The sequence below is a fragment of the Paenibacillus sp. FSL R7-0163 genome, assembly GCF_037969975.1.
GTDB classification, from domain to species: Bacteria; Bacillota; Bacilli; order Paenibacillales; family Paenibacillaceae; genus Paenibacillus_AQ; species Paenibacillus_AQ odorifer.
On sequence record NZ_CP150224.1, the window covers coordinates 1,543,141 to 1,562,520 of the forward strand.

The window sequence follows — 19,380 nt, forward strand, 5'->3', positions numbered from 1 at the left end:
CATTTGTTTTTTGAAATACTATGAACTGTATAATAGGTTTAGAGGAGGATGAGTGATGATGGATAAAAATACGGGTACTACTCCGCTTCCAACGGGCAGCGACTATATTGTGGTTAAAGCTAAAGATAATGGCGTTCAGGTCATTGGGCTAACCAGAGGTACAGATACACGTTTTCATCATACAGAGAAGCTGGATAAGGGCGAGGTATTGATTGCCCAGTTTACTGATCATACCTCAGCGATGAAGATTCGCGGTAAGGCTGAAATATGGACAAAGCACGGACAATTGGAAAGTGAAAGCTGAAAAGCAGGCATAGCCTGCTTTTTTTCAAAATATAGTAAAGATAAATGATCGTATTAGCTAAGAGTGGGAATTATGGATAAGGAGGCGTGTTCATGAACAAGGTCTGGTGGGTCGGAGCCGTATTACTCTTGACTGCAACCTCTGCTGTAATATTGCCCAAAGTGGCAGATATGGATTCTACCTTACAGCAACGCAATGGTGCAGTAGAGACTTTTACTGGCGGCCATAACACAGTGCTAGACAATGATAATCTTGTTGATGTTCTTGGCGCACTTCCATTGACCTTATCCATTGATAGCGTAGGCTGGGAGGATCACGTTCTGTCACTGGATTTAAAAGTGAGCGGAAATGATCATGAACCCCAGGAGCTTTATCGAAATATGGCGCAGGCTATTTCTTTTGCTTTTCAAGAAACCTCGAATGTGGATCAGCTTTTGCTGCGCATCGTGGTCATGGATAAATGGCTGGATAGCCGCCGGCTGCTGCTAGCAGGGGATATCAGACGCACGGAGTGGTCGGCTGAACTCCAGAATGAACTTCAGTCTGCGGGTAATCTCCCCATATCCGAGCGACTCAAGACGGGCTTCCGTATTAGTGAGACTGAGCTCTGGAAGAAGCAGTTCATTTATCCTTGAGAAGAATAAAAGAAACTCAGTCGTACCACAGTGCGTGACAAAAAAACATGTGATATAATAGACAAGATTGTGAACAAAGGAATTATTATTAATGTCAATGGCTTCGGAGGCTGAAATGAAACCGTACTGCATACCGCAACTGGCAAAACCCTACACCGACTACGACATGATTCAGAAGCATACGGATTTGCCACCGTTTTCTGATGGCCGGGGTCATTTGTTATATATTTTTCTAAACCATGGATCTTCTGTTAAAGGAAATGCTGGTGAGTTGTATACGCTCGTAACAGCACTTATTCAACTTGGACTAGATACACATGAGGTAATTGACCGCTCGAATGATAGACGCGGTGGAGATCCTATGCGTTCCCGTCAATTAAAGGTATTGGCTGGCGATTATTTCAGTAGCTGGTTTTACCATCTGCTTGCAAAGAGTGATCAAATTGAGATGGTTGGAATCTTGAGTAAGGCGATTGCTGATTTCAATGTCTTGAAAGCGAACCTCTATGTGAAGATGAGAGGAATCCGTCTTTCGGCTGAACAATACTTGCGGCACATGGTACAGCTCAATATGCGGCTGTTCCTTTCTTTTACGCCCATGATCGAGAATTCCTTAGTGGAGTTGTGGGAGAAGTTATTGACAGAATTCAGTCAGTGCGAAACTGTTGCCATAGAGCTTCAGCGTTGTGATAACCTTGAGAATGCTAGCAATGGTTATTGCTACTGGAAGATGCTGGAGTCAGCGACAGAGGAAGAACGCAAACAGCTTCAAGACCAGAACCTTGATCAGAAGGACTGGAAGATGCTGAAGATGAAATATAAATGTGATTCTCTGCTGACGGACAAGCTCCATCAGTCGATTCAGTCGATTCAGGGACTATTACAAAGCGTTAAAGACGAAAGCCTGCTTAGAGAGCTTGAGATAGCGCTGGATCGTATTCTCCTGCAGATGAAAGTCTCAGGACAAGCAGCCGTGGAGGGTTAGTGGATGACTATGGACAAAACTACAACTGCTGTGGGTGATAACAGCAAGCCGAAGGAACAGTTTGTGCACTCGGTGTTTGAGAGTATTGCAGGTAAATATGATTTGATGAATGATATCTTAAGCTTTCGCCGCCATAAGGCTTGGCGCAAGTTCACGATGAAGAAGATGGGCATGAAGCGCGGGGATTCAGCTGTAGACTTATGCTGCGGCACTTGCGATTGGAGCATTGCCTTGGCAGAAGCCACACAGACAGGGAATGTGATAGGACTTGACTTTAGTGCTGGCATGCTTGAAGTGGGGCGCCGTAAGGTGGAGGAGCGCAAGCTTCAGGACCGGATCTCTCTCGTACAGGGCAATGCTATGGAGTTGCCTTTTGAAGACAACGCATTCGATTATGCAACGATTGGTTTTGGACTCCGCAACGTACCGGATCTTGTTCAAGTGCTGAACGAGATGAAACGCGTGGTAAAACCCGGAGGAATGGTGGTCTGCCTGGAGCTTTCCAAGCCGATGAAACAACCGTTTAAAGGTATCTATTTCTTTTATTTTCAGCGTGTACTTCCATTGCTGGGCAAGTTATTCGCTAAAAGGTATGAGCAATACAAATGGCTGCCAGAATCGCTGGCGCTGTTCCCTGACCGGGAGCAATTAGCTGCTATTTTCCGTGAAACCGGACTGCAAAAAGTGGAATCCTTCCCCTTGACCGGAGGCATCGCGGCATTACATATTGGGCTCAAGGAGAACGGGAATGTTTAAGAAAATCGGTATCTTTTTACAAATGATCAAGTTTGAACATACGGTATTTGCTTTACCTTTTGCTTTTATGGGCGCTTTACTTGGTTCCGTTGTCATGTCTGGCACGCTACCTTCCTGGAGCCAGATTGGTTGGATCGTAGTGGCTATGTTTGGGGCACGGAGCGCTGCTATGGGGCTGAATCGACTGATTGACCGGATAAGTGATGCTAAGAATCCTCGCACAGCGGGAAGGGCTATTCCTGCAGGATTATTGAAGATCGGTGAAGTCGTCATTTTTATCGGCATTTCGTTTTTCTTACTCTTTTGGGCAGCCTTTAAGCTGAATCCTTTGTCGGCCAAGCTCTTGCCAATCGCAGTTTTCCTTCTTGTTATTTATTCATTTACGAAGCGCTTTACATGGGCTTGCCATCTTATCCTCGGTCTGACCATTGCGCTTGCACCTTTAGGCGGTTGGGTAGCTGTGACCGGTAGCGTGAATTGGACTTCAATGGTATTTTACTTCACTATTGTGTTTTGGACTGCAGGTTTTGATGTAATTTATTCTTGTCAGGATGTTGAGTTTGATCTAAAAGAGGGCTTGAAGTCCATTCCGGTTCGGTTCGGGGTTCAAGGTGCACTCATTATTGCCCGCGTATTTCACATTCTCACGGCGATTGGATTCGTATCGTTGCTGTTTATGACGGATTTAAGCTGGTGGTATGTAGCAGGCATGATCATCGCATATATTATTCTCTTTTATGAGCATTACATTGTATCTCCGAGTGACCTGAGCCGTCTGCAGACTGCTTTTTTCACTATGAACGGCGTATTGAGCATCGTAGTGTTCTCTTTCACTTTGATTGACTTGGTGGTGCAGTTCTACTAATGACGCTTACTAAACCGAAAAACATCGTGGTTGGAATTACAGGAGCAAGCGGTGCGATATATGGTGTTCGTCTAACTGAAACCTTGCTGTCACTAGGCTACTCCGTGCATTTGGTAGTTAGCAATGCGGGCTGGCGCGTATTTAAAGAAGAACTTGGCTATATCGCATCAGACCGGGAGGGCTTTTTGAACGAAAGGTTCAAAGGCTATCCCGGTTCTCTGCTTTATCATCCTGTTGCGGATATCGGCGCATCCATTGCAAGTGGTTCGTTTCGTGTGGAAGGGATGATTATTATGCCTTGCTCTATGGGAACATTGTCCGCGGTAGCGAATGGGACCTCTGATAATCTGATGACACGTGCTGCTGACGTTATGCTCAAGGAAGGACGCCCACTGGTGCTTGTTCCTCGTGAGACTCCACTGCATGCCATTCATCTAGAGAATATGTTGAAGCTGTCCCGTCTGGGAGTTCGGATGATTCCCGCAATGCCGGCTTTTTATTTCGGGCCGCAAAGTATGGATGATCTGATTAATTTCATGGTGGGCAAAGTGCTTGACAGCTTTAATATTGAACACAATTTATTTCGAAGATGGGGGGATTGAAAGGATGGACAATAACAGCCACACCATCATCGGCAAAATCAGCTATACCAACTCATGGCCGGTATTTCACAATTTTCATCCCTCTGCATTAAAATATCCTGCAGAGATGGTGAGTGAGGTACCTGCCATTCTTAATCAGGGGATGAGCCGTGGAACTATTCATGTAGGTGCTTTATCCTCTTTTGCTTATGCTGAGGCCAGTGACAAATTATTACTACTACCTGATTTATCGGTTAGCGCGGACGGTCCTGTGAGATCAATATTCCTTTTTTCCAGGGTGCCATTTGCTCAGATTGGTAGCGGTAAGATTGCTGTTACGAATACTTCTGCAACCTCGGTAAATTTGCTGAAAATTTTAATGGAAAAAGCTTTTGGCAATAAACCGGAATATATTAGCGCTAATCCTGATTTGGATGCCATGATGCATGAAGCGGATGCCTGCTTATTAATTGGTGATAATGCTATTAAAGCCTCATGGCAGGATCAAGGTTATATCGTTACAGATCTAGCTGAGGTTTGGAAGAAATGGACGGGCTTAGGGATGACCTTTGCGGTCTGGGCAGTGAACCGAAAGGCTGCTGAGGACAAACCGGAGGCTATTTCTGAGATTGCAGAGGCTTTTGCCGAGAGTAAAATGCGGGGATTGAGAGATTTAGATCCTATTGTACAAGCAGCTTGTTCTAACATTGGAGGAACAAAGTCTTATTGGGAAGGGTACTTCCGCAATTTATGTTATGATTTTGGAGAAAGGCAGCAGCAAGGTTTGAACCTCTATTTCCGCTATGCCTATGAGATGGGCCTGCTGCCGCAGGAAGTGAAGATGGAGATTTGGAGCCATAAACTGTTGACACGGGTGAAAGAATGAAACGACTGCAAATATTCGGATTACTGAACAGAGATATGGATCAGATTGAAAAAGAGCTGTACCGTAGTGTACAGGGGGATGACGATCTGCTTACAGAAACCTCCCTGCATTTATTAAAGGCAGGCGGCAAAAGATTACGTCCCGTATTTGTCCTGATGGGCGGGAAATTCGGTAAGTATGATCTGGAAAAGCTGAAACGGGTGGCGATACCGTTAGAGTTGATCCATAGCGCTTCACTGGTCCATGATGATGTGATCGACGATGCAGAATTGCGCCGTGGTGAACTCACCGTGAAAGCAAAATGGGGCGATAAAATTGCCATGTACACTGGTGACTACATATATGCAAAAGCGCTGGTTATGACTACGGAGCTGAAGAATCCACGAATTCATCAAATTCTGTCTAAGGCGATGATCGAAATGTCGATCGGAGAGATGGAGCAGATTCGTGACTTTTTCAACAGTGAGCAAAGTGTACGTCATTATCTACGGCGTATCCGCCGCAAAACAGCCCTGCTGATTGCAGTTAGCTGCCAACTCGGCGCACTTGCTGCTGAGGCAGATCCAGAAGTAGCTCGCCTGCTTTATAATTATGGATATAACGTGGGTATGGCGTTCCAGATTCGTGATGATTTACTGGATCTCTCAGGCACAGAGAAACAGATCGGTAAACCTCCGGGCAGTGATATGCGTCAAGGAAACATTACACTTCCAGTGATTTATAGTCTTGAGGATGAGCGGCTGCGCGAGTCATTGCTTGAGGAACTGAAGTCTATACGTGAGGGCCATAGCACGGTAGGACGTGCGATTGATCTTATACTTTCCGGAGACGGAATCGCCCGCTCTGAGGAGCTCGCTTCACGTTATATTGACAAGGCGCTGGCGGCGCTGGAACAATTGCCTAATAATAAGACTAAGCGCAATCTGCGTGATATTGCTTATTTTATAACAGGAAGAAGTTATTGATCTTCTGGTGAGATTGAAATTAAACGTTTCCAGAAAGCAATGTTTCTGTTAAGATAGCGTCAAAACAACCCTTCAAATGGGAAAATGGAGAGTGCTTCTATGGAAAAGACGTATCTGATGGTCAAGCCTGATGGAGTTCAACGTGGATTAATAGGGCGTATTGTTACCCGCTTTGAGGATAAGGGGTTTAAATTGGTCGCTGCTAAGCTGATTACAGTTAGTGAGGATCAAGCGAAAAGACATTATGCTGAGCATGCAGGCAAAGACTTTTTTTCGGAGCTGGTCTCTTTCATCACTTCAGGTCCAGTGTTTGCAATGGTATGGGAAGGCGATGATGTTGTTACGTTATCCCGGACACTCATAGGCAAGACAAAAGTTGGAGAAGCTCTGCCAGGCACGATTCGTGGCGACTTTGCCAGCCATACACCACTTAATCTAATTCATGGATCAGACTCGCCTGAAAGTGCAGAACGGGAAATTGCTAATTTCTTTGCTCCAGATGAACTGAATCAGTATAACAAAGACATCGCAGTCTGGATGTAAGGTCCAGGTGGGAGGCAGGGGATTAACATGTCTGATCGTAATGTTGCAGCATTAACAACAGATCCGGATTATAGCGGATTTATTCACAACGTTAAACAAAGCACCGGAATTGATCTGGCTCAATATAAAGAAGCGCAGATGAAGCGGCGTTTGACGACTCTTCGGATGAAGAATGGGTATCATACCTTCAGTGATTTTTTTGCAGCGATGATGAAAAATAAGGACTTATTTTATGAATTTTTAGATCGAATGACGATCAATGTCTCTGAGTTCTGGCGGAATCCGAATCGCTGGGAAGTTTTGCGGGATATTATCCTACCTGACCTCCAGCAGTCAGGCCGCAAATTAAAGCTGTGGAGCGCGGCGTGTTCCACTGGCGAAGAGCCTTACACGCTGGCTATGATTTTGTCGGACAAGAATATATTGGCGCAGACAGGCATTCTTGCCACTGACATTGATGATGGCGCTTTATCTAAAGCAAAGCAAGGTCTTTATTTGGAACGTTCTTTAAAGGATGTGCCGAAAGACGTGGCAGCACGTTACTTTACACCGGAAGGCCCTGTTTTCAAGGTCAGCGATTCACTTAAGAAAAACATAGATTTCCGCAAACAGAATCTGCTCTTGGACAAGTTCGACGAAGGTTTTGATCTTATTATTTGTCGCAATGTAATGATCTATTTTACTGAAGAGGCGAAGAACAAGCTCTATCATAAGTTTTCGGCTAGCTTACGTCCGGGTGGTTATTTGTTTGTGGGTAGCACAGAGCAAATCTTTACACCGGCTCAATACGGTTTTGAATCGACGGAAACTTTTTTCTATCGTAAAAAATAAATATTTTTTGCTCCTTCGCCATTAACTTCAAAGGTATACTTTCGCAAAAGTTCAGTGATACTGGATAGTAGAATCTGTACGCTAAGTGAAAGGAAAGTTAAACCGATGGACAAAAGCAAGGTCATTGCCGCGTACAAACGAGGCTTTATCACCGTTCGTGAGTGCGGGCAAATTCTCGGTGTGGAAGAAATGCAATTGGAGCGCCTTCTGCAGCTGGAAGAGCGTAAGTCTACATTCCCTCCACCAAGTCAGCGGCTCGGCAGCTAACAAGCTGAGGACCCAGCCGAGGAGCGCCATTCATACTCTTAAGGGTATGGATGGCGCTTTTTATTTCGATATACATAGAGTGTTTCTAGGGAGAGCCCTTTCTTGTCAAAGCGGATTCCCTATACTATAATGAGCAAAGATCATAGGATTTTAGCGGTTTACAGTTTAAAAGTATAAAAGGGGGAAGACATCATGAGTTTACGCTATTTAACAGCGGGGGAAACGCACGGCCCCCAGCTAACGGCTATTATTGAGGGATTGCCAAGTAATTTAACTTTGGATTTTGAAGAGCTTAACTTTCAATTGCATCGTCGACAAAAGGGATACGGACGTGGACGCCGCATGCAGATTGAGAAAGATACGGCACAAATAGTCGGTGGAGTACGTCACGGCTATACTACAGGTGCTCCGGTAGCCTTGGTAGTAGAGAACAAGGATTGGACTCACTGGAAGAACATAATGAATATTGAACCTATTCCAGGCAGTGATGAAGAAAAACGCCGGGTAAATCGGCCGCGTCCTGGACATGCAGATTTGAATGGTGGATTGAAGTACAATCATACGGATCTTCGCAATGTTCTGGAGCGCTCCAGTGCCCGCGAAACAGCAGCCAGAGTTGCATGTGGCGCTGTAGCCAGACAGCTGCTGGCAGCTTTTGGTGTGAAAGTAGCAGGTCAAGTCATTCGTATTGGTGAAATTGAGGCACCTGCTAATGATCTGCCTATCGATGAGCTGATTGAACGCACAGAACAGTCCTCTGTCAGAGTTGTCGACAAAGAAACGGAACAGAAAATGGAGGCTTACATAGATCAAATCAAGGAAGAGGGCGACTCCATCGGTGGAATCGTTGAATGTATCGTCGAAGGACTGCCCATCGGACTTGGCAGCTATGTACAGTCAGACCGGAAGCTGGACGGGGCGATCGCTGGGGCAGTGATGTCGATTAATGCCTTCAAAGGCGTTGAAATCGGCATTGGGTTTGAAGCAGGTAAATTGCGTGGATCGCAAGTCCATGATGAAATTATGTATGAAGCTTCTAAAGGATACTATCGCGCAAGCAATCGTTTAGGCGGTTTTGAAGGCGGGATGACGAATGGTATGCCGATAGTGGTTCGTGGTGTTATGAAGCCTATTCCTACCTTGTATAAGCCACTTCAAAGTGTAGATATCGATACGAAAGAACCTTTTACAGCTCAAGTAGAACGTTCGGATGCATGTGCAGTTCCAGCGGCATGTGTGGTTCTGGAAAGCGTAGTGGCATGGGAAGTTGCCAAAGCTTTTCTTGATAAATTCGGCGGGGATTCTCTCGAAGAAATTAAAGCGAACTATGAAAACTATCTTGCACAATTGGAGAGTTATTAATCATGCGTACGATCAATGTAGATTTAGGAGATCGTTCTTATCCAATTCACATCGGTAGTGGTCTGCTGCAGAACATTGGCCAGTACTGTGCTGAGGCTGGACTGTCCACTCGCAGCCCAATACTGGTTGTGAGTGATAGTGAAGTAGCTCCACTGTATTTACCGTCGCTTGAAGAAGCTCTACGTCAGCAAGGCTATACCGTAGTCAGCCACATTATGCCGGCAGGGGAAGCATCCAAATCATTAACCGTGTATGAAGAGGTTATGACGACCGCGATTCAAGCGGGACTGGATCGCAACTCAGCGGTGTTGGCTTTAGGTGGCGGGGTTGTTGGTGATTTAGCTGGTTTTGTAGCAGCTACCTACATGCGCGGAATAGGATTTCTACAAATTCCAACGACGATTCTAGCCCATGACAGCAGCGTAGGCGGCAAAGTGGCTGTCAATCATCCACTAGCCAAAAATATGGTTGGTGCGTTCTATCAACCTTCGCTGGTGCTTTACGATTTGGATACCCTTCGCACGCTTCCGCCACGCCAAGTCTCTTCTGGCCTGGCTGAAGTAGTGAAGCATGGTCTGATTATGGACAAAGAATTCGCATATTGGTGCCGTGAACATGCTGATGAGCTGCTTGCTCTGAATGCTGAAGCACTCGGCTATGCCCTTGAGCGCGGTTGTGCAATCAAGGCTCATGTCGTAGCGAACGATGAACGTGAGCATGGACTTCGGGCGATTCTGAATTTAGGACATACGATCGGACATGCTATTGAAGCGGTTGGCGGATATGGCGTATTTTTGCACGGTGAAGCGATTGCGATTGGTATGGCGGGTTCGGCGCTGCTGGCTGTAAAGCTTGGACATGATCGATCCATTTATGAGGATACAGTATCTATGTTATCTGCACTTTCATTGCCTATACAGCTTCCTTCTGAATATGATGAAGAGGAGCTAATGGAAGCAATGATGCATGATAAGAAATTCAAAGAAGGCAGAATGACTTTTATTGTACCTGATGCCATAGGAGCCGTAAGCATTGTAAACGATGTACAGGAATCGCTTGTGCGAGAGGTTCTCGCAGAGCTTAAAAAGGAGGGGAAACCGTGGTAAATCGAGGGATTCGCGGAGCAACTACCGTGATTAATAACGAAGAAACAGAGATTTTGCGTGAAACCGTTGTGCTGCTGCGGGAGATCGTAGAACGTAATGATGTTATAGCTGAGGATATTAGCAATGTATGGATTACGATGACCAATGATCTGGATGCTACTTTTCCGGCAAGAGCCATTCGTGAGATTGAGGGCTGGGAAATGGTGCCACTTATGTGTTCAACGGAGATCCCTGTTAAAGGCAGTCTGCCGATGTGTATCCGGTTAATGGTGCAGTTTAATACGGATAAATCACAGCGTGAGATCCGCCATGTATATCTGAATGAAGCTCAGAAGCTTCGTCCGGATTTGTCGCAGAGTAAGTCTTAAATTTGAGTTGTGGGTTGTCAATGACCCTTGTCATCATGTATAGTGTAATTAGCCGAGTATAGAAGAGTTTAGTTGAGTTGAGATGAGTATAGTTGAGCAGAGTGCAAGAAATTTTTGCGAATATAAGAAAGTATAAGCTTTGTTCTATACATTCTTATATTTCACGCATATACGCTTACCGTCCTTATAAGGACGCTGAAGACGTTTATGCCTGATTAGCAGTTTTTGTGTACGCAGAGTCTTTATTTTGATATGTACTGGAGTGTTATTTCACATCCGTGATGTATCTTATTTAGAGATAAGTCTGTAGGCACAACATAACGATGCTGATCATTGCTCAAAAACATATACTTACTTACACAAACCCTCTACTTTGGTAGAGGGTTTTTCTGTTTTTCGGAAAGATTTATATAACTAAGGGGGCATCTAAAAATGACGAATCCGAGTGTTCAAGAGGTGGTAAAGCTGTCGCAGGATTATAATCTGATTCCTGTTGTGAAGCGGCTGCTGGCTGATATGGAAACACCTATCCGGTTATTCCAACGTTTTGCTGAACGTGACCGCGCGTTCTTACTAGAAAGTGTAGAGGGCGGCAAACAATGGGCCCGGTACTCGTTCATCGGCAGCGATCCCTTTTTAATGATATCGGGAAAAAAGGGTGCAATTAACGTAGAGATCGACGGTAAGAAAAAACAGCTGCATGGAAAGCCGATTGAGGAGCTTAAAGCACTGCTTCGTTCATACCGTAGCCCTAAGCTGGATGAGATGCCGCCATTTACTGGAGGAGCTATCGGATTTTTTGGATATGATCTGCTGCAATATTATGAGAAGCTGCCTGAGCATCCAGTAGATGATCTCCAAATGGATGATATCCGGTTTATGTTCTGTGATCGCATCATTGTTTTTGATCATGTGAAACAACAAATTCTCCTAGTTGGCAACCTGCATGTTAAAGACGGTGATACGGACTCAGATATCAAATCCAATTACGAAAGCTTAAGTCGTAAGCTTGAGGATATGGCCGAAGAGCTGCAAAAGGAAGGGCCAAAGGAAAATGTGAACCGCCGCAGCATTCCGCAGGATATTGAGCTGGGTGAGATTCATTCCAACCTGACTAAAGAACAATATATCAACAACGTAGAACAAGCGAAGGAATACATTCGGGCTGGCGATGTTTTTCAAGTGGTGTTGTCGCAGCGCCTGCATATTGAAACGGAGGTTTCTCCACTGCATGTATACCGGATGCTCAGGACGCTTAACCCATCTCCATATATGTATTATTTGAAAATGGATGAAGAGATTATTGTTGGAACCTCACCGGAAGCGCTCGTAAAGGTAGATGGAAACCGTGTGGAGACACGGCCGATTGCCGGAACAAGACCAAGAGGTGAAAGTGAAGCTTCGGATCGTGCTTACGCCGCGGAGCTGCTGGAGGATGAAAAAGAACGTGCAGAGCATTTGATGCTAGTTGATCTAGGTCGTAATGATCTAGGAAGAGTGTCCAAATTCGGTTCTGTAAAATGCGATTCCTTTATGGAAATTGAAAGATACTCTCATGTCATGCATATGGTATCGAATGTGTCAGGCACGCTTAGCGAGGATAAAGATTTCTTTGATGCCTTTCTCTCCTGTCTGCCAGCCGGTACTGTCTCAGGAGCACCTAAGCTACGGGCAATGGAGATTATTGCTGAATTGGAGCGAGAAGCCCGTGGTGCTTATGCGGGGGCGATTGGATATTTGGGATTCTCGGGAAATATGGATTCTTGTATCACCATCCGTACAATTATCTTCCGTAAGGGCAGAGCATATGTGCAGGCTGGGGCGGGTATCGTTTGGGACTCGGTTCCGGAGAAAGAGTATGAAGAGACGGTGAATAAAGCGAAGGGCATGCTAAAAGCTATTCGTATGGCAGAGGCTATGTTCCCACCCGAGATAAAAGAGAAACAAGTCATCAATCAAGATTACATGTACACATATACCCCTGAACAGGTGGTTTGATTAATATAAAAGATTACATTAAGGCTGGGAGGATGAACATTATGGATGCAACAAAATTGATACAATCAGGAATCGCTGGACTAATCGAAGGCAAAAGTCTGACACGTGGAGAAGCACGGGATATAATGGGTGCAATCATGCTGGGAGAGGCTTCTCAGGCGCAAATCGGATCACTGCTGACCGCTTTACGGATTAAGGGAGAGACCGTGGAGGAAATTACGGGGTTTGCGGAAGCCATGAGAGGTTTCGGCACACCTGTCCTTACTGAAAAAGCGCGTCTGCTAGATACATGTGGTACGGGCGGTTCCGGCATCCATAAGTTTAATATTTCTACCGCCTCAGCGATTATTTCATCAGCGGCTTCTGTACGAGTTGCCAAACATGGCAACCGCTCAGCTTCCGGTAGAGCAGGAAGTGCAGATGTACTTGAAGCTTTGGGCGTCAACATTCATCTGAATGCGGATCAGGCTCGGGAATGCTTGGATCGAATCGGCATTTGTTTTTTATTCGCGCAAATCTATCATCCTTCGATGCGGCATGCGGCGGCACCGCGTAAAGAGCTTGGAGTGCGGACGATTTTTAATATGCTTGGTCCGCTTACGAATCCCGCGGGTGCTGACCGTCAGCTGCTGGGGATTTATGATCGGAATAAGACAGAGACGGTGGCTAATGTACTGAAGGAGCTGGGGTCCAAGCGTGCGATGGTTGTCAGCAGCTTGGATGGTCTGGATGAAATCAGCATCTCGGCCCCTACATTAGTGTCTGAGCTAAAAGAGGGCATCGTAACCACGTATGAGGTAACGCCAGAGGCATTAGGTCTTAACAGACATCCACTGGAAGCTGTGCTGGGTGGAGATGCAGCTGAAAATGCAGCGATTATTACCTCGGTCCTTCAAGGGCAGATTAATCCTTATCGCGATATCGTTCTTGCTAACGCCGGAGCCTGTATATATGTTGCTGGTCTGGCAGATACCATGGCCGGAGGCGTAGAGAGAGCAAAAGATGTAGTGGATTCAGGCAAGGCATTATCCAAGCTTAATCAGCTTGTAGCTATGACGGAGGAACTTAATTATGTATCTTGATAAAATTGTCGCGACTAAGATTAAAGAGGTTGAATTGCTCAGTAAAAACTTTTCGTTGGCACAAGCAGAGCGTGATATTGCGCTTCTTCCGGCAACAAGAGGCTTTCGTAAGGCTCTGACCCAAGGGAAGAACAGAGATATGGGCTTGATCGCTGAGGTGAAGAAGGCTTCTCCTTCCAAAGGGTTGATCCGTGAAGATTTTGATCCTGTTTCCATTGCAAAAGGATATGAAGCTGGAGGCGCTGATTGTTTATCTGTTCTGACGGACACAGAATATTTCCAGGGCAGCGCAGCTTATCTGCAGCAAGTGAAGGAAGCTGTAAATCTGCCGCTGCTTCGCAAAGATTTTATTATCGATGAGAAGCAAATCTACGAAGCACGTCTTCTCGGAGCGGATGCCGTGTTGTTGATCGTCGCTATTTTGACACCGGCACAACTGTCTCATTTTATAGATATAGCTTCAGGGCTTGGATTGGATATCTTGATTGAGGTGCATGACCGAAATGAACTGGCGGTTGTACTGAGCACAGAAAAGATAACCCAACCTAACGTCCTGCTAGGAATTAATAACCGTAATCTACGTACCTTCGAGACCTCTTTGGAGACAACAGCCGAGCTGGCAGCTCTTGTGCCGCAAGGTGTTCCAGTGATCAGCGAAAGTGGAATTTCCGGGTCAAAAGACATCGGCTACCTAAGAACTACTGGTGCTCACGGAGTGCTCGTTGGGGAGTATCTAATGCGTCAAGCTAACGTAGAGGATGCGGTTAACGGTTTGCTCGGTGAGCTTCCTAACGGAAAGGACCGTGTCCGGCATGGCTGAGACATTAGTAAAAATCTGTGGACTTCAGGACGTTGAAGTGCTAAAATCTATGTTACACTTACCACTAGATTATATCGGATTTGTTTTTGCACCTAGCCGCCGGAAGGTATCCATAGAGCGTGCTGCCGAACTGATTGCAGAACTTCCAAATTGGAAGACTGGTGAAATTCCTAAGGCTGCAGGAGTTTTTGTTAATCCGGAGCTGGATGAGTTGAACGAATTGTTGTCTGTGGTGCATTTAGATGTAATTCAGCTCCATGGACAGGAGAGCCCGGCTTTTTGCCAGCAGGTTCGCCAAGCTTATCCACAGGTTCAGGTATGGAAGGCACTGTCCGTTGCTGATCAAGAGCGGGATAAAGCTGAAAATGAATATACCTTGGAAGATTACGCAGCTGCAGTAGATGCGGTTTTATTAGATACGTATGATCCATTGCAGAGCGGCGGCTCTGGCCGAACCTTCGCATGGAACAAATTACCTGAGTACCAAGAAATTGCAGTACGACATGGCTTGCCCTTGTTTGTGGCTGGAGGGCTTCATTCAGATAATGTTGGTGAATTGCTTGATACCTATGTCCCGTATGGGGTAGACGTATCGAGTGGAGTAGAGACTGACGGCATTAAGGATATTCAAAAAATGACAGCTTTTGTGGAAAGGGTGAAGCAATCATGATACAAGTACCGGACCAGCATGGACGTTTCGGTTCATTCGGAGGCCGCTTCGTGCCCGAGACTTTGATGAATGCATTGATTGAGTTGGAGGAGGCCTACCGTAAGTTTTCGGCAGATCCAGCTTTTCAGGAAGAAATAGATTATCTATTAAAGCAGTATTCCGGACGGGAGACCCCGCTGTATTATGCGGAACGTCTGAGCAAACATCTGGGAGAAGCTAAAATATATTTGAAGCGTGAAGATTTGAATCATACAGGTGCCCATAAGATTAACAACGCGATTGGTCAAGGGATTTTGGCCAAAATGATGGGAAAAACGAAGGTGATCGCTGAGACTGGCGCGGGTCAACATGGTGTAGCCACAGCTACAGTTGCAGCTCTGCTAGGTATGGAATGTAAGGTGTTTATGGGGGAAGAGGATACGCGCCGCCAGGCCCTTAATGTATTCCGGATGAAGCTGCTTGGTGCAGAAGTGATTCCCGTTACTTCCGGATCGCGCACTTTAAAAGATGCCGGCAACGAAGCGCTTCGCTACTGGGTTAGCAATGTAGACGATACCTTCTATATATTGGGTTCAGCTGTAGGACCGCATCCTTATCCGATGATGGTCCGTAACTTTCAGCGGGTTATTGGGGATGAAACACGGCGCCAGATTCTGGAGGCTGAAGGAAGGCTGCCGGATCTGCTCGTAGCTGCTGTAGGCGGTGGCAGTAATGCCATCGGTATGTTCTATCCATTCGTTGAGGATGAAAGTGTCGGTATGATTGGTGTAGAGGCGGCTGGTAAAGGCATTGATACCCCTTTTCATGCGGCAACAATGAGTAAAGGAACTCATGGCGTATTCCAGGGTTCGATGAGTTATCTCCTGCAGGATGAGCATGGACAAGTAACAGAAGCACATTCCATCTCCGCAGGCCTGGATTATCCTGGTGTGGGTCCTGAACACTCCTATCTAAAAGATATCGAACGCGCAAAATATGTACCGATTACAGATGCAGAGGCGCTAGATGCATTGAAGCTGCTATGCGTAACGGAAGGCATTATTCCAGCGTTAGAATCGGCGCATGCGATAGCACATGTTGTAAAAATGGGTCCAACCCTTACTAAGGATGATATTGTTGTCATCTGCCTGTCAGGCCGGGGAGACAAAGATGTAGAATCCATTATGGCGTATACAGAAGGGAAGGGAACTGAATGACAACCCAAACTACAAACCGGATGGATTTGGTATTCCGGAAGCTTAAAGCTGAGAACCGAACCGCATTGATTCCTTTTCTGACTGTTGGAGATCCAGATTTGGAGACTACTCTTGCCATCATTACTGAACTGGAGACAGCAGGTGCAGATATTCTGGAGCTGGGAGTACCTTACTCTGATCCGCTTGCAGACGGCCCTGTAATTCAGAGAGCATCTGCCCGGGCACTGCGGGGTGAAGTTCACCTGCGCACTTGCATGGAGACCGCGCTAAAGGCTCGTCAAGCCGGCAGCAGTTTGCCATTTATCTTGTTTTCTTATTACAATCCTATCCTGCAAATGGGTCTTGATACGTTTTTTGCTGATCTGAACAAGCATGAAATTAGCGGACTTATTATCCCGGATCTTCCCGTTGAGGAATCAGCGGAGATGCGGCGCCGTAGTGATGAAGTTGGAGTCAACCTCATTCCTTTAGTTGCACCAACCTCAAGCGAACGTATTGCAAAGATTGTATCCGGTGCGAGCGGGTTTATCTATTGTGTATCTTCATTAGGGGTGACTGGAGAAAGATCCTCTTTCCATGCGGATGTAGAAGCCTTTATTGCTTCCGTTCGTCAAGCTACGGATCTGCCAGTGGCTGTAGGATTTGGGATCTCTACTGGCGAACAGGTTGCCCGTTTTGCTCAGATTTGCGATGGTGTTGTAGTAGGGAGTGCCATTGTCCGCAAAATAGAAGAAGTAATTCCGCTGCTCGGTCATCCTGCTACGCGGAATGAGGGGCTGTTGCAAATTCGAGAATTTGTGGCACAATTAAAAAGACCATAACAGTGTCATTCTGACCTGTGTATAGTGGAGTAATCAACTATGGAGAGCGAGGACTATTCAATGAATCCAAAACCGAATATAGTTAATCTCCCTGTCTACAAACCAGGGAAACCTATAGACGAAGTCAAGAAGGAGCTTGGCTTAAGTGAGGTTATTAAGCTTGCATCCAATGAGAACCCGTATGGAGCTTCACCGAGTGCAAAAGAGGCAATTCTAGCAGAACTTGAGAATCTTTATCTTTATCCGGACGGCTCAGCCGTTGAATTGACTTCAGCACTTTCCAGCCGTCTTGGCGTGAATAACGACAATATTATTTTTGGCTGTGGCTCAGATGAGATTATTGCACTTATTGCTCGTGCCTTTTTCTTGCCAGGTGATGAGACCATCATGGCGGACCAGACCTTCTCCGTGTATAAGAGTAACGCAGACATCGAAAGTGCGGTATCTATTGAGGTGCCACTTGTAAAAGGGACACATGATCTGGATGGAATGCTGGCCCGTATAACAGACCGTACTAAGGTTATCTGGATCTGTAATCCGAATAACCCAACAGGTACGATTGTACCAGAGGAAGCTTTGGTTTCTTTCCTGGATGCTGTGCCTTCCAATGTAATGGTTGTCCTTGATGAGGCATACTGTGAGTATGTAACAGATCTTTCATACTCCAATGGCATCCAGTTACTGACTCGTTACAAGAATTTGGTTGTGCTTCGCACATTCTCCAAAATTTATGGCTTAGCTGCATTGCGTATTGGATACGGTGTTGCGAGTCCTGAGATCATTTCGTTGATCAACAAGGTACGCGAGCCATTTAATACCTCTCGTCTTGCTCAAGCTGCAGCTCTTGCTGCTTTGATTGACCAAGATTATGTGCAGGAATGCCGTCGTCTTAATAGCGCGGGTATTGTCCAATTGCAAGGTGAATTCAAACGCCTGGGCCTAGAATCCTTCCCGGCACACGGTAACTTCATTATGGTAGATGTTCGTAAGCCTGCTGCAGAGGTCTTTGATGCTTTGATGCGTAAAGGAATCATCGTAAGAGCAGGTCATCAGGTTTATCCGACTTATATTCGGGTTACTGTGGGCTCGGCTGAGCAGAATACAGCTTTTATCACCGCGCTGGAACAAACTCTTATAGAGAGTGGAGTACGCGCCTAGTAATAACAGCAAGTCAAGACTAAAGAAGGCAGGTAGTTCAAAGAACATGACGACAAAAATAGCAATATTCGGTGTCGGTCTGATCGGAGGCTCACTGGCCCTTTGCTTTAAAGGCAAGGAGGGCCTGACCGTCGTTGGCCATGCCCACCGTCCTGAATCCGCGAGTAAGTATATTAGCAGAGGTGTGGTCGATAGTGCCACATTGTCTGTGGAGGAAGCGGCAATCGATGCCGATTTCATTTTTTTATGTGTGCCGGTGGGTATGCTAGAGGATTATTTGCAGCAGTTAAGCAAATTGCCGCTCAAGCCCGGCTGCATCATTACAGATGTTGGAAGTACGAAGGCTAGTATAGCCGCATGCGCGGTCTCTTTGGATATTCCTGGAGTACATTTTATCGGCGGTCACCCTATGGCAGGATCAGAGCGTTCAGGTGTTGAGGCAGCTTCATCGCTGTTGTTTGAGAATGCCTATTACGTATTAACGCCTCCACCGGGAGTGCCAGACGAGGCTTATCACGCGTTGGAGTCCTTACTCCACCTTACTAGAGCGCAGATTGTACGCCTTAATCCAGAACGTCATGATGAGATTGTAGGTGCCATTAGTCATTTGCCACATATTATTGCGGTTGCGCTGGTAAATCAGATTAAAGCTTATGATGATACTGACTCCTTGTATAGTACGTTAGCTGCAGGGGGCTTTCGGGATATTACACGGATTGCGTCCAGTGATCCAATTATTTGGCGTGATATCTTGTTAAACAATCGTTCAGTGATGCTTCGTTTGTTGAAGGATTGGAACGAGGAAGTTTCTTCTTTTGTTCGTTTGCTGGAAAGTGAAGATGGTGTAGGGATTGAAGAGGCATTTCATGAAGCCAATGGCTTCCGTAGTCAATTGCCTGAACGGCGTAAAGGTATGATAGCACCTTTATTTGACCTACATATTGATGTACCCGATCATCCGGGGATTATCGGTCGTATTGCTACAGAGCTGGGGGATCAAGGAATTAACCTTAGCAACGTACAAATTATCGAAAGCCGTGAAGATGTTCCGGGGATTATGCGTCTCTCTTTCCGTCAGGAGAACGATATGGAGCGGGCGAAGATCCTGTTGCAGCATCATGATTATACGGTATACGTGTAGTATTAAGGTTCGCTCAGGTTCATTTTCAAATCGTAATAAA

General features: G+C 45.9%; 22 protein-coding genes. All 22 read left to right on the plus strand.

Annotated features, from left to right (window positions below):
- Positions 1–55: 55 nt before the first annotated feature.
- The 22 genes from mtrB to NST45_RS06860 all read left to right on the plus strand — a co-directional run bounded on the left by mtrB (position 56) and on the right by NST45_RS06860 (position 19,340).
- On the plus strand, positions 56–304 hold the full coding sequence (mtrB, locus tag NST45_RS06755; RefSeq protein WP_051490908.1) for a trp RNA-binding attenuation protein MtrB: 249 nt from the start codon (positions 56–58) through the stop codon (positions 302–304).
- A 92-nt stretch (positions 305–396) separates the two neighbouring features.
- Positions 397–939 carry a hypothetical protein gene (locus NST45_RS06760; RefSeq protein ID WP_036676225.1) on the plus strand — a complete coding sequence of 181 codons (543 nt, stop codon included), beginning with the start codon at positions 397–399 and terminating at the stop codon, positions 937–939.
- A 115-nt stretch (positions 940–1,054) separates the two neighbouring features.
- Entirely contained in the window at positions 1,055–1,924 is an 870-nt protein-coding gene (locus tag NST45_RS06765; RefSeq protein WP_036676391.1) for a heptaprenyl diphosphate synthase component 1, read from the plus strand.
- 3 nt (positions 1,925–1,927) lie between these two features.
- Positions 1,928–2,680, plus strand: a complete 753-nt coding sequence (locus NST45_RS06770) for a demethylmenaquinone methyltransferase (RefSeq protein WP_094901689.1) — start codon at positions 1,928–1,930, stop codon at positions 2,678–2,680.
- Positions 2,673–3,545 carry a UbiA-like polyprenyltransferase gene (locus NST45_RS06775; protein ID WP_036676227.1) on the plus strand — a complete coding sequence of 291 codons (873 nt, stop codon included), beginning with the start codon at positions 2,673–2,675 and terminating at the stop codon, positions 3,543–3,545. Before NST45_RS06770 ends, NST45_RS06775 begins: the two co-directional genes overlap by 8 nt.
- Positions 3,545–4,147: a flavin prenyltransferase UbiX gene (locus NST45_RS06780; protein WP_036676229.1), complete on the plus strand. Its 603-nt coding sequence runs from the start codon at positions 3,545–3,547 to the stop codon at positions 4,145–4,147. The genes NST45_RS06775 and NST45_RS06780 overlap by 1 nt, the downstream gene beginning before the upstream one ends.
- Positions 4,148–4,151: 4 nt before the next feature.
- Complete coding sequence (locus NST45_RS06785) at positions 4,152–5,012, plus strand: menaquinone biosynthesis protein (protein ID WP_036676231.1); 861 nt, start codon at positions 4,152–4,154, stop codon at positions 5,010–5,012.
- Positions 5,009–5,977, plus strand: coding sequence for a polyprenyl synthetase family protein (locus tag NST45_RS06790; protein ID WP_036676233.1), 969 nt, complete (start codon positions 5,009–5,011; stop codon positions 5,975–5,977). The genes NST45_RS06785 and NST45_RS06790 overlap by 4 nt, the downstream gene beginning before the upstream one ends.
- Before the next feature lie 99 nt (positions 5,978–6,076).
- Positions 6,077–6,520: a nucleoside-diphosphate kinase gene (ndk, locus tag NST45_RS06795; protein WP_036676234.1), complete on the plus strand. Its 444-nt coding sequence runs from the start codon at positions 6,077–6,079 to the stop codon at positions 6,518–6,520.
- Positions 6,521–6,547: 27 nt separating this feature from the next.
- Entirely contained in the window at positions 6,548–7,351 is an 804-nt protein-coding gene (locus tag NST45_RS06800) for a protein-glutamate O-methyltransferase CheR (protein ID WP_036676236.1), read from the plus strand.
- Between the two features lie 105 nt (positions 7,352–7,456).
- On the plus strand, positions 7,457–7,618 hold the full coding sequence (locus tag NST45_RS06805; protein WP_169744788.1) for a hypothetical protein: 162 nt from the start codon (positions 7,457–7,459) through the stop codon (positions 7,616–7,618).
- Positions 7,619–7,810: 192 nt separating this feature from the next.
- Positions 7,811–8,980 carry a chorismate synthase gene (aroC, locus tag NST45_RS06810; protein ID WP_036676238.1) on the plus strand — a complete coding sequence of 390 codons (1,170 nt, stop codon included), beginning with the start codon at positions 7,811–7,813 and terminating at the stop codon, positions 8,978–8,980.
- A gap of 2 nt (positions 8,981–8,982) precedes the next feature.
- Positions 8,983–10,086 carry a 3-dehydroquinate synthase gene (gene aroB / locus NST45_RS06815; protein WP_036676240.1) on the plus strand — a complete coding sequence of 368 codons (1,104 nt, stop codon included), beginning with the start codon at positions 8,983–8,985 and terminating at the stop codon, positions 10,084–10,086.
- Entirely contained in the window at positions 10,080–10,454 is a 375-nt protein-coding gene (gene aroH / locus NST45_RS06820) for a chorismate mutase (RefSeq protein ID WP_036676241.1), read from the plus strand. Before aroB ends, aroH begins: the two co-directional genes overlap by 7 nt.
- Before the next feature lie 432 nt (positions 10,455–10,886).
- On the plus strand, positions 10,887–12,452 hold the full coding sequence (trpE, locus tag NST45_RS06825; protein ID WP_339825218.1) for an anthranilate synthase component I: 1,566 nt from the start codon (positions 10,887–10,889) through the stop codon (positions 12,450–12,452).
- Positions 12,453–12,493: 41 nt separating this feature from the next.
- Complete coding sequence (trpD, locus tag NST45_RS06830) at positions 12,494–13,534, plus strand: anthranilate phosphoribosyltransferase (RefSeq protein ID WP_339825220.1); 1,041 nt, start codon at positions 12,494–12,496, stop codon at positions 13,532–13,534.
- Positions 13,524–14,354 carry an indole-3-glycerol phosphate synthase TrpC gene (gene trpC / locus NST45_RS06835; RefSeq protein ID WP_036676246.1) on the plus strand — a complete coding sequence of 277 codons (831 nt, stop codon included), beginning with the start codon at positions 13,524–13,526 and terminating at the stop codon, positions 14,352–14,354. Before trpD ends, trpC begins: the two co-directional genes overlap by 11 nt.
- The gene (locus NST45_RS06840; RefSeq protein WP_036676248.1) at positions 14,347–15,024 is read left to right on the plus strand and encodes a phosphoribosylanthranilate isomerase; all 678 of its coding nucleotides are present in this window, start codon (positions 14,347–14,349) and stop codon (positions 15,022–15,024) included. The genes trpC and NST45_RS06840 overlap by 8 nt, the downstream gene beginning before the upstream one ends.
- On the plus strand, positions 15,021–16,220 hold the full coding sequence (gene trpB, locus NST45_RS06845; RefSeq protein WP_036676250.1) for a tryptophan synthase subunit beta: 1,200 nt from the start codon (positions 15,021–15,023) through the stop codon (positions 16,218–16,220). Before NST45_RS06840 ends, trpB begins: the two co-directional genes overlap by 4 nt.
- On the plus strand, positions 16,217–17,041 hold the full coding sequence (gene trpA, locus NST45_RS06850; RefSeq protein ID WP_076141312.1) for a tryptophan synthase subunit alpha: 825 nt from the start codon (positions 16,217–16,219) through the stop codon (positions 17,039–17,041). Before trpB ends, trpA begins: the two co-directional genes overlap by 4 nt.
- Positions 17,042–17,101: 60 nt before the next feature.
- On the plus strand, positions 17,102–18,199 hold the full coding sequence (gene hisC, locus NST45_RS06855; RefSeq protein WP_076141350.1) for a histidinol-phosphate transaminase: 1,098 nt from the start codon (positions 17,102–17,104) through the stop codon (positions 18,197–18,199).
- A 46-nt stretch (positions 18,200–18,245) separates the two neighbouring features.
- On the plus strand, positions 18,246–19,340 hold the full coding sequence (locus NST45_RS06860; RefSeq protein ID WP_036676253.1) for a prephenate dehydrogenase: 1,095 nt from the start codon (positions 18,246–18,248) through the stop codon (positions 19,338–19,340).
- Positions 19,341–19,380: the final 40 nt, after the last annotated feature.

Excerpts from the sequence above, each read along its gene's own strand:
- mtrB (WP_051490908.1), top strand. The coding sequence starts at position 56 with ATGATGGATAAAAATACGGGTACTACTCCGCTTCCAACGGGCAGCGAC.
- NST45_RS06760 (WP_036676225.1), top strand. The coding sequence starts at position 397 with ATGAACAAGGTCTGGTGGGTCGGAGCCGTATTACTCTTGACTGCAACC.
- NST45_RS06765 (WP_036676391.1), top strand. The coding sequence starts at position 1,055 with ATGAAACCGTACTGCATACCGCAACTGGCAAAACCCTACACCGACTAC.
- NST45_RS06770 (WP_094901689.1), top strand. The coding sequence starts at position 1,928 with ATGACTATGGACAAAACTACAACTGCTGTGGGTGATAACAGCAAGCCG.
- NST45_RS06775 (WP_036676227.1), top strand. The coding sequence starts at position 2,673 with ATGTTTAAGAAAATCGGTATCTTTTTACAAATGATCAAGTTTGAACAT.
- NST45_RS06780 (WP_036676229.1), top strand. The coding sequence starts at position 3,545 with ATGACGCTTACTAAACCGAAAAACATCGTGGTTGGAATTACAGGAGCA.
- NST45_RS06785 (WP_036676231.1), top strand. The coding sequence starts at position 4,152 with ATGGACAATAACAGCCACACCATCATCGGCAAAATCAGCTATACCAAC.
- NST45_RS06790 (WP_036676233.1), top strand. The coding sequence starts at position 5,009 with ATGAAACGACTGCAAATATTCGGATTACTGAACAGAGATATGGATCAG.
- ndk (WP_036676234.1), top strand. The coding sequence starts at position 6,077 with ATGGAAAAGACGTATCTGATGGTCAAGCCTGATGGAGTTCAACGTGGA.
- NST45_RS06800 (WP_036676236.1), top strand. The coding sequence starts at position 6,548 with ATGTCTGATCGTAATGTTGCAGCATTAACAACAGATCCGGATTATAGC.
- NST45_RS06805 (WP_169744788.1), top strand. The coding sequence starts at position 7,457 with ATGGACAAAAGCAAGGTCATTGCCGCGTACAAACGAGGCTTTATCACC.
- aroC (WP_036676238.1), top strand. The coding sequence starts at position 7,811 with ATGAGTTTACGCTATTTAACAGCGGGGGAAACGCACGGCCCCCAGCTA.
- aroB (WP_036676240.1), top strand. The coding sequence starts at position 8,983 with ATGCGTACGATCAATGTAGATTTAGGAGATCGTTCTTATCCAATTCAC.
- trpE (WP_339825218.1), top strand. The coding sequence starts at position 10,887 with ATGACGAATCCGAGTGTTCAAGAGGTGGTAAAGCTGTCGCAGGATTAT.
- trpD (WP_339825220.1), top strand. The coding sequence starts at position 12,494 with ATGGATGCAACAAAATTGATACAATCAGGAATCGCTGGACTAATCGAA.
- trpC (WP_036676246.1), top strand. The coding sequence starts at position 13,524 with ATGTATCTTGATAAAATTGTCGCGACTAAGATTAAAGAGGTTGAATTG.
- NST45_RS06840 (WP_036676248.1), top strand. The coding sequence starts at position 14,347 with ATGGCTGAGACATTAGTAAAAATCTGTGGACTTCAGGACGTTGAAGTG.
- trpB (WP_036676250.1), top strand. The coding sequence starts at position 15,021 with ATGATACAAGTACCGGACCAGCATGGACGTTTCGGTTCATTCGGAGGC.
- trpA (WP_076141312.1), top strand. The coding sequence starts at position 16,217 with ATGACAACCCAAACTACAAACCGGATGGATTTGGTATTCCGGAAGCTT.
- hisC (WP_076141350.1), top strand. The coding sequence starts at position 17,102 with ATGAATCCAAAACCGAATATAGTTAATCTCCCTGTCTACAAACCAGGG.
- NST45_RS06860 (WP_036676253.1), top strand. The coding sequence starts at position 18,246 with ATGACGACAAAAATAGCAATATTCGGTGTCGGTCTGATCGGAGGCTCA.